The 10819-nt window shown below is 65.9% G+C and carries 1 protein-coding gene; it reads right to left on the reverse strand.

Translation table 11 applies throughout. The features are described from left to right. Positions 1-10802 (reverse strand): Ig-like domain-containing protein (locus P353_RS30205; RefSeq protein WP_034374585.1); only part of this gene is annotated, 10802 nt, incomplete at its 3' end. Between the last annotated feature and the right edge of the window lie 17 nt (positions 10803-10819).

Below are 10819 nucleotides of genomic sequence, written 5' to 3' on the forward strand. Positions count from 1 at the left end.
GCTGCATCCACATAGCCGGTGTTGTCCAGCGCAATCACATTGGTGGTATCGGTAACGCTGGCCGTCGGTGTCAGTATCGCCGTCCAGGTGATACCGCCATCGCTGCTGCTGAGGTTACTCAGTACACCATTGGCCACAGTGAAGTCACCAATATCCAGCCCCGTCACCGCTTCGCTAAAGGTGATGGTGACAGTGCTGGTCTCGCCAACTGCCAGGGCGGTATCCGCGACCGTGATGGTGGCGGTCGGGCGCAGGGTGTCGATGGCGTAGTTGTTCGAGTCGGTGCTGCCCACTCCCGCATTGCCTGCCTTGTCTGTCACTCCTGCATTGTTCAGCGTGATCAGGTTGCTGGTGGCCGTGATGTTGGCGGTCGGCGTGAACGTCGCCGTCCAGGTGATACCGCCGTCGCTGCTGCTAACAGCGCTCAAGGTGCCGCCGCTGACGCTCAGGTCGGCATTGGTGAAGTCGTTCACCGCTTCGCTGAAGGTGATGGTGACGGTGCTGGTCTCGCCGACTGCCAGGGCGGTATCCGCGACCGTGATGGTGGCGGTCGGGCGCAGGGTGTCGATGGCGTAGGCGTTGGACCCCGTGCTGCCCACTCCGGCATTGCCCGCCTTGTCTGTCACTCCGGCGTTGTTCAGCGTGATCAGGTTGACCGTGCTCTCCTGGTTGGCCGTGGGCGTGAAGGTCGCCGTCCAGGTGACGCCGCCGTCGCTGCTGCTGACCGTGCTCAAGGTGCCGCCGCTGACGCTCAGGTCGGCATTGGTGAAGTCGTTCACCGCTTCGCTGAAGGTGATGGTGACGGTGCTGGTCTCGCCGACTGCCAGGGCGGTATCCGCGACCATGATGGTGGCAGTCGGGCGCAGGGTGTCGATGGCGTAGGCATTGGAGGTGGTGGTATTCGCCCCGGAGTTGCCTGCCGCGTCGGTGTAGCCGGTTGCGTCCAGGGTGATCAGGTTGCCCGCGCTCACGCTGTTGGCAGTGGGGGTCAGGGTAGCGGTCCAGGTGATGCCACCATCGCTGGAGCTGAGGTTGCTCAGTGTGCCACTGGCCACCGTGAAGTCGGCGGTGGTCAGGCCAGTGATCGCTTCGCTGAAGGTGATGGTGACAGTGCTGGTCTCGCCGACTGCCAGGGCGGTATCCGCTACGACGATGGTGGCCGTAGGTCGCAGGGTGTCGACGGCGTAAAGGTTGGACAGGGCCACGCCGGCACCGGTGTTGCCCGAGGCATCGGTGTAGAGACTGTTGTCCAGAAGGACGTAGTTGCCGTTGCTGGTATTGCCGGCGTTCGGCGTCAGGGTCGCAGTCCAATGGATGTTGTCGCTGGTGGTCAGGTTGCTCAGGGTACCGTTGCCGGCCGTCAGGTCGGCCAGGCTGAAACCGGTCACCGCCTCGCTGAAGGTGATGGTCACCGTGGCGGACTCACCCACCGTCAGGCTGCTGTCGCTGAGCGAGATGCTGGCGGACGGCCTCACGCCATCGACCACCAGGGCCTTGTTGGCCCCCAGGGAACCGGCGGCGCCGGGGGCGGCCAGGGTGAGGATGGCATCCTGGCTGGCAGCGCCCTTGATAGTGCCGCCGTTGAGGGTCAGCGCCGTGGTGGCGGCATAGTCGAGATCGGCCGCAACGTCACCCGCCTGCACCGTGTAGCTGAAGGTCAGGGTATTGCTGCCCGAACCGGAAACGTAGTTGAGGGTCCGGTCGGTGGTACCGGTCTCCAGCAGCAGCTGGGGGGTACCGGTCACGCTGACATTGGCGTCGAAGGTCACCGTGATGGTGATGGCATCGCCGATACCGTACTGGCCGTTGCCGTTGCTGGACGTGACGCCGGTCACCCGCGGGAAGATGGGTGCGGTCAGGGTGACGTCGTTGCCGGTGCCGCCGATGTAGCTGGCGGTCAGTACGGTGCCGTTGCCAGCAGACGCCTGGATGCCGTCTTCGGGGAGACCACTGAAGTTGCCGGTCACGCCATCGGCGAGATCGTTGTCGATGATGGTGCAGGCGTCGCCCTCCCCCGGCGCGTAGCCATGGGTGACGGCCAGGGTGGCACCGCTCACGTCCACCGCTCCGTTCACCACGATCTGGTCATGGCCGGAGCCCGCGACCAGGCCATTGATCTGCAGCGCCAGGGTGCTGCCGGCCGCCATGCTGAGGGGGCCATTGATGGTGAGGATGCCCGCTGCGTTGCCGCCCGGGGCAAGCGTACCGCCGCTCTGCACCGTCACCGCACCGCCCAGCGTTCCGATACCGGCCAGGGTGGCACCGCTGCCCACGGTGGTAGCGCCGGCCGTGCTGCCATTGACCGCCAGGGTACCGGCGGAAACATGGGTGGTGCCGTTGTGGGTCTCGGTACCGGTCAGCGTCAGGGTCTCGCTGCCGCTCTTGGTCAGCGTGGCGCCGCCGGAAATCACGCCGGACAGGGTGGTCGCCGCATCCGTCCGGATGGTTGCCCCACCCGACACGTTCACGTTGTTGTCGATGGTGGTAGCGCCGCCGATGGCCAGCGTGCCGCCGGCAAGCACCAGGTCGCCGCCGCCGAGGTTGGCGTCGGACGCCACCTTCAGGGTGCCGCCGACCAGCGTGGTCGTGCCGGTGTAGGTGTTGTTGCCGGCCAGGACCAGGTCGGTGTGGTTGCCGGCGACCGAGTAGCCGTTCACGGTCAGGTTGCGCGCACCGCCGCTTTCGCTGATGACGCCGCTGAAGGTGATGTTGTCGGCGCCCGTGGCCGGGGAGCCGGTGCGCAGCGTGGCGTCGCCCTGCAGCACGATGTCGTTGCTGAAGGTACGGCTGCTGCCGGCCACGCCGAGCGTGGAGCCTGCGGTCAAGTTGATCGTGCCACTGCCCAGGGTGCCGCTGCCGATCGCGGCCACCAGGCCAGTGCTGCCGGTCGAGGACAGGGTCAGCGGGCCGGTCAGGTTGCTGGCGTTGCTCAGGTAGATCTGGCTGTCGCCGGCATTGAGGCTGAACGCACCGCTGCCGCTCATCGCGCCGCCGAGGCTGATCACCACGCCGGTGCCGCTGCCGGTGGCGTCGAGCGCGACCGTGCTGATTACCTGGGTCGTGCGGTTGAGCGTGAAGGTGCTGTTGGTATTGACCGCCAGCGTGCCGCCGGCGAGTTTGAGGATACCGCCACCAATCTGGTCGGCCGAGGTCACCACCGTCGTGCCGTTGATCTGGCCGAAGGTCCAGTTGCTGCTGCTATTGCCAGTGTTGGTCAGGTTGAGCGTGCCGCTGCCGCTCTTGAAGAAGTCGCCGGTGCCGGTGATCAGGCCAGACAGCGTGGCCTCGATGCCGAAGCCGAGCTCGATGGCGCCCGATCGGCTGGTGATATCGAACGCGTTGTCGATGGTCTGGCCGGTGGTATTCACCGAGAAGGTGCCGCCGTAGACGCTCACCAGGCCGCTGCCGAGGTTGCTGTCGCCGCCGACCGCCAGGATCCCCTCGCCCAGCGTGGTGGTGCCGGTGTGCGCGCTGGCGCCGCTCAGCGTCAGGGTGCCGAAGATGCCGGTCTTGCTCAGTGTGCCATTGCCGGAGAACACGCCCGAGGCGGTCCAGTCGACGTTGGCATTGAGCGTGCCGCCACCACTGCCGAAGGCCATGGCGTTGTCGACTGTGACGCCGCCGGCGGTGACGTCGAAGGTGCCGCCGTCGAACTGCAGCGCGCCACTGCCGAGCGCGTCGTCGTTGCCGACCGCCAGGGTACCGCCATTGAGTGCGATAGCGCCCGAGTAGCCGGCCTCGTTGCCGGTGCTGGTCAGCGTCAGCGTGCCAGCGCCGGTCTTGGTCAGCGTGGCGCTGCCGGCCAGCGTGCTGGCGATCGTGGCGGTGTCGGTCAGGCCGTTGTTCAGGGTGAAGGCGCCGCCCAGCGTGATCGTGCTGCCGGTGATGGTGAGGCCGTTGGCGCCGTCGAGGTCAAGAGTATCGCCGGCGCCGCTAATGACGCCGCTGCCGAGGGTGATAGTGCTGTTGTCGGCCAGTATCACGCGGATCGTATCGGCGCCGCCCTGGGCCGCACCACGCGCCAGCGCTTCGCGCAGGCTGAAGCCGTCGGCTGCGTCGCCGCCGGCATCGTCATTGCTCTGGTCGACGTAGATGGTGTCGCACGTGAGCGTCACGTCGCTGTTGACTGTGCCGCCCAGGCTATCGGTGAGCGCGAAACGGATGTTCGCGTCGCCGTAGGGCGTGGCGTTGTTGTAGTTGATGTGGCGTACCACGTCCTGCACCAGCCCGGTGGACGCCGGAAGGCTGCTGCCGGTGAAGGTGATGGTCAGCACGCCGCCGACGTAGTTGTAGGTCGCGAAGGTGAGGCCAGCGAACTGCAGATCGCCGCTGAATGTGGTGCCGCTGACGCTGAAGGCGGCGGTGCTCAGGTCGAAACCGAACAGGTCGTTGGCGCTCGGGTCGGCGCTGCCGCCGGTATACCGCTGCACAACCAGGCTGCCGCCGTTCCAGTTCGCCAGGTCGTCTTGGGCGTCGCTGACCACAGCGTTGCCGCCGGCGTCGAGCACCACCGTGGTGCCGGCGGTATAGGGCGTGCTGTCGCCGTCGAGGTCAGTCACCACCGGCGCGCTGTTGGTCGGCGCGGTCAGGGTGAAGTCGTTGCCGGTGCCGCCGACGTAGCTGACGGTCAGTTCGGTGCTGTTGCCGCCGGCGGTGAGGGTGGCGCCTTCGGCGAGGCCACTGAAGTTACCGGTCACGCCGTCGCTGAGATTGTTGTCGATCAGGGTATAGGTATCGCCGAGGCCTGGCGTGTAGCCATGGGTCACGGCCAGGGTGGCGCCGGAAATGTCCGCTGTGCCGTTGACCACCACCTGGTCGTACTGGGTACCGGCCGTAGTGCCATTGATCTCGACCGCCAGGACGCTGCCCGCGTTCATTTGCAGGTTGCCGTTCACCGTCAGGGTGCCGGCACTGTTGCCCGGCGACAGGACGCCGCCGCTCTGCACGCTCAAGGTGTTGGTGGAGCTGTTGGCAAAGATGCTGCCGCTGCCACCAAGCGTGGCACCTGCAGCCACCGTCAGGCTGGACGTACCGACCAGCGCGCCATTCACCAACAGGGTGCCGGCGTTGACATTGGTCGCGCCTGCGTAGTTGGAGGTACCGGTCAGCGTCAACGTACCGGCGCCCAGCTTGGTAAACGAATTGGTGTTCGTCAGTACGCCGGAAAGCGTCAGCCCATGAGCGTTGCTGATCCTGCCACCACCGGTATCGAGCACGATGGTATTGGTCAGCGTGACGTTGCTGCCGGCGACTTCAAGGGTGCCGCCGTTATTCAGCCCCAGCGTATTGGCGCTGATATTGCCGGCGTCGGTAATGCTCAGCGTGCCACCACCTCCCACCGTGGTAGTACCGGTATAGCCGTTGCTGCCGCTCAGAGTGAGGGTGCCGGTGCCATTCTTGATCAGGTTGCCGCTGCCGTTGATGGCACCGCTGAAGGTGGTGCTGAGGTTGCTGCCGCCGGTGGACAGCGTGCTGCTGCCCAGTTGCACCGTGCCGGCGCCGGACAGCGCGCCGATGGTCTCGTTCGCCGACAGGTTGAAGGTGGCGCCCGAATCCACGTTGACGCTGGCGCTGTTGGAGATGGCCGCGCCGCCGCTGGCCGTCAGGCCGCCGGCCGACACCTGGACCCCGCCGGTGAAGGTATTGGAGCCCGACAGCGTCTGGGTACCGCTGCCGGTCTTGATCAGGCTGCCGGTACCGCCGATCGCGCCGGCAAAAAAGGTGCTGCTGTTGTTGCCGCCTGTGGTCAGGGTGTTGCTGCCGAGCGTCAGGATGGTACCGGCGGTGCCGGCCAGCGAGCCGATGGTCTCGTTGGACGCCAGCTCGAGCGTGCTGGCGTTGCTGACGGTGACCGCCGAGCTGTCGCTGACGGCCGAACCACCGCTGAGGATCAGCTTGCCGGCGGCGACCGTGACGCTACCGTTGTGGGTGTTGCTACCGGCCAACGTGACGCTGGTGCCAACAGTGCCGCCAGTAGTCAGCGCCCCCGAGCCCGACAGCACGCCAGACAGCACCAGTGCGCCGGAGTTGGAATAAAGGATACCCGCGCCGCCGATGGCTACGTCGTTGTCGATGGCGGTGGTGGCGGTGGTCAGCAGTACGCTGCCGTCGTTGATGGTGATCGAGCCCGAACTCAGCATGCTGTCGGCGGCGACCTGGAGGGTCGCGTCGTTCGCCGTCATCGTGCCGCTCCATATGGTCGAATTGCCGCTGTTGCTCAGCGTCAGTACCTCGCGGGAACCGCCCGCAACGCCCGTCACGGTGAGCCCGCCGCTGCCGCTGAAGGCGCCGCTGAAGGTGGCTTCGGCGTCCTCCATGAAGCTGATGCTGCCGGCCGTGGCCATGTTCACGGCGTTGGAGAAGGCCAGTGCTGTGGTTGTACTGACATCCAGCGCGCCACCATTGAAGGTGATGGTGCCACCGCCGAGCGCGGCGCTGGTCCGAACCGACACAGTGCCGGCGGCCAGTGTGGTGCCGCCCGAATAGTTGCTGCTGGCGGAACTCAGCGTGAGCGTGCCCGCACCCGCTTTGGTGAGACTGCCACTGCCCCCGATTGCGCCGGAAACGGTCACTGCCGCATCGGCCTGGAATGTGGCCGCACCACCGAGGTTGAACGCATTGTCGATGGTGGTAGCGCCGGTCACCTGCAGGGTCGAGCCGGCCGCCAGCACGACCGTACCGGCGCCGAGGTTGCCGTCGCCCGCCACGGACAGCGTGCCGGACGAGACGGTGGTGGTGCCCGAGTAGTTGTTGCCGCCCGACAGGGTCAGCGTGCCGCTGCCGGTCTTGGTCAGGGCACCAGCGCCGCCGATCGCACCGCTCAGGCGGAGGGCCAGGCCGGAATCCACCGAGACGCGGCCGGCGCTTGCGCCCAGCGTGATGGCGTTGTCGATGGTCCCGGTGCTGGTGACCGACAGCGTGCCGTCGTTCAGTTGCACGGTTCCGCTGCCCAGGTTGGCGTCGCCGGCGATCGCAACCGTACCGCCGCTCAATACCTGCAATCCCCAGCTCTGTCCGCTGTTGGTACCGGATAGAGTGAAGGTGCCGCCGCCATCCAGCACCAGGGTGCCGGAACCGGTGACCGCGCCGGAGAAGGTGCTGCTGGTGCCATTGATGCCGACCGTCAGCGCGGAGGCGCCGAGGGCCACCGTACCGGCGCCGGACAAGGCGTCGATGGTCTCGTCGGCCGAGACGGTCAGGGTCGCGCCGGCTGCCACCGCCACCGAGGTATTGTCGTCAAGCGCGCCGCCAGCGCGGTTGAGCGTCAGCCCGCCCGCCGACACGTTGGTGGTACCGGTGTAGGTGTTGTTGCCGGTCAGCGTCTGCGTGCCGCTGCCGGCCTTGGTAAAGCCGGAAGTGCCCGAAATCACGCCGGAATAGGTGGTGCTGGTGTTGTCACTGCCGGTGGTCAGCCCGGCGTTGAGTACCACGCTGCCGGTGCCCGCCAGCGAGCCGATGGTCTCGGCAGTGGAGATGGTCAGTACGGTGCTGGCCGACTGCGTCACCGCGCTGGTGTTGCCCAGCGCCGAGCCGCCACTCAAGGTCAGGCCGCCGGCAGTGAGGTTCACCGCGCCACTATGGGTGTTGCTGCCGGACAGGGTCAGCGTGCTGGCACCGGACTTGGTCAAGGTGCCGCTGCCGCTGAGAACGCCGCTCAGGGTGGCGCTGGCACTGTTGGAGATGGTCGAAGCAGCGGTCAGCGCGATGGCGTTGTCGACCGTGGTGGCGCCAGTGATGGCCAGGGTGCCGCCATTCAGCGTGATGGTGCCGGCACTCAGGTAGTCATCGTTGGCGATCGACAGCGTGCCGAAGGTGATGGTGGTGCCGGCGGTGAGCCCGGCCTCGTTGCCGCTGTTGGACAGGACAAGCGTGCCGGCGTCGGTCTTGTTCAGCGCGAAGGCGCCGCTCATGGCACCGCTGATGGTCAGCGTGCTGCCGGAGACTGCGCTGATGTCGGCAGCGCCCGTCAGCGTCACCGTGCCGCTTACGGTGGTGCTGCCGCTACCCAAGTGCAATGCGCCGTAGTTGGTGGCGGCCACCGTCTTGCCGCTGCCGGTGATGTTGAACGACTCGGCGACTGTGAGCCCGCCGCCAAGGCGAACGGTGGCGCCGTTGGCGACCGTGGTGGAGCCGGCGGTAGTGCCAAGCGCGTTGGCGTGGCTCGCGATCAGGGTGCCAGTCACGTTGGTGGCACCGGTGTAGGTGTTGTTGCCGCTCAGCTCCAGGATGGCCTGGCCGTTCTTGGTCAGGCTACCGCTGCCCGAGATCGTGCCGGACAGCACGACCGTGGTAGCACCGGCGCCCCCACCGATATTGAAGGTACCGCCCGCCGCGCCCAGCACGATGGCGTTGTCGATGGTCATCGCGGAGGCGTTGTTGGTCAGCGTGCCGCCGTTGAGCGTCAGCGTGCCGGAGGACAGGTGATCGTCGCTCTGGACCTGCAAGGTGCCGCCAGTGACGGTAATGCCACCCGACATGTTGGCCTCGTTGCTGACGCTCGACAGGATCAGCGTGCCGCCGCCAGCCTTGCTCAGCGACCCGCTGCCGCCGAGCGTGGCGCCGATGGTGACGCTGCCGGTGGAGTTGGTGAAGTCCAGCGTGGTGCCACCACCCAGGGTGATGGTGTTGCCGCCACTGATGGTCAGACCCGAGGCCGAATCGGCGTTGAGGGTCAGGCTTTCGTTGATGGACAGGCTGCCGGCCAGCGATACGGTGGTGTTGAAGTTGCTGCCGAAGATCAGCGTCTGGCTGCCCGTGGCGTCCGCAGCGGCAATCGCCACGGCTTCGCTGATGCTCACGCCGTCACTCGCGTTGATCGTGGCGGTGTCGGTGGTGTTGGTGATGTAGATGGTGTCGCTGGTGACCGTGGTATTGGCGGTGGCGCTGGAGGTGCCATCGCTCAGGGTGAATCGGACGGTGGCGTCGCCAGCCGGCGTATCGCTGCGGTAGGTGACGCGCTGCGCCACGTTGTTGATTAGCGCGGTCGTGGCGGCGGTGCCGCTGCTGGTGAAGGTGATCGTCAGCACGCCGCCGGTGGAGGTGAAGGTGGCGAAGGTCTGGCCACCCGACTGCAAGTTGCTGCCGCTGACGGTGAACAATGCACCCGTGGTGTCGAAGCCGAAGGTATCCGCGGAAACCGCTGTGCCCGAGCGCTGCACGGTCAGGCTCCCGCCCGCCCAGTTGCCGTTGCCGCTATTGAGCGCGCCCTTCTCGATATCGCTGAATACAGCATTGCTACCCGAATCCAGCGTGACCGTGTTGCCAACTCCAGCCCAGGCAACGCTGTCGCCGTTGACGTTGCTGATGCTTGGCGCCGAGTCGATCACGATGCTCTTGTTGGCACCCAGCGAACCGGCGGTGCCCGGTGACGCCAGGGTCAGGGTGGCATTGTTGGCCGCGGCATCACGAATGCTGCCGCCGTTGAGGGCCAGGGCGCCGGTGCTGAGGTAGTCCAGGTCGGCGTTGGTATCACCCGCCTGTACGGTGTAGTTGAAGGTCAGGGTGCTGGTCCCGGAACCGCTGCTGTAGTTGATGACCCGATCGATGGCGCCAGTTTCCAGGGTGAGCTGGGGCGTACCGGTGACCGTGACCACCTCGCTGAAGGTCACGGTGACGGAGATCACGTCACCCGCTTTGTAAGTGCCATTGGCCGTACTGGAACTGACGGACGTCACCGTTGGCGGCGTGGTATCGGGGATGACGGCGTCGCTGAAATTGATGTCATCGATATCGACGTCAAGGTCGGCCCCGGTGATCCTGACCTCGTCGATGTATTCCCACTTGCTGTCTGCGCTGACATTGAAGGTCGCGGTGCCCGATGACACATCGACGACTTTGGTATCGATCAGCACACCATTGCGATAGCCCTTGATGGAGAACGTATTGTCGCCACCAAAACCGCGGTCCACGACAAAGCTGTTGAGCTTGAACTCCGAACTATCCTGGGTCTTGAATCCGACTTCCGTGGAGGTGTTGGGGCCAGTGCTCCGGTAGGCCAGGACATGGTCTGCGCCGCCCGCGATGAAACCGTCATTGACGATCGAAATGGGAATGCTGTCGTTGTTGAAGTAGGTGACCCCGCCAATCGTGACGCTGTTGCTCCCCTGGCCCGCAAGAGGAAGAGCGTCGAAATTCTGGTCCGCAGGCGTCGCCAGCAGCCCGTTGTAGGTCTCCAGGCCAAGCAACGCGCTGGTTTCGACAGTGCCCAGGTTCCGCTCCAGGGTCCAATCGCCGCCCAATACGGCCGCGCCGGTCATGTCGTCCGAAGCGGCGACATCGGCCCCTGTTGCATTGGCCAGAGCCTGGACGAACTCATTACCCACCCCATCGGCCCCCACTCGGCAGCCGTAAACCAGGATGTCGCCATCCTTGGCGAGAGATTGGCCAATTGCGTCGAGCAACTCGCTACGAGCAGCCATATCGCCACCGTCCAGCCAGTCGTTACCCAGCTGGATCTTGCCTACATCGCCGTGACTAAGGATGTGAATGGCATCGATGCCGCTGCGACCGTCGAGGTAGTCAGCAATCTGCTGCAGCCCGTCCTTGTTCGCATCCAGCACCACGACTTCGGTGCCCGGTTTCAGGCCACTGACGAGCTGCTGGTAATTCCTGACATTGCTGTCAACAAACACCACTTCCTGGCGCTGTGTAGTCGCCGGCGAAGCCTCGGTCGCTCTCTGCGCTTCCGCGGTCAGCGCATGTCGCAGCGCAGTTTCCGTGTCCACCATATGCTCTGCGGCCGCAGGTGCCGCAGCATCTGTAGCCGCATGCGCCACATCCACCGCTGCTGCGCCGTCAAACATAAAGCGCTGCTCCAGCG

This window comes from Comamonas testosteroni (genome assembly GCF_000761245.1).
GTDB classification, from domain to species: Bacteria; Pseudomonadota; Gammaproteobacteria; order Burkholderiales; family Burkholderiaceae_C; genus Comamonas; species Comamonas testosteroni_C.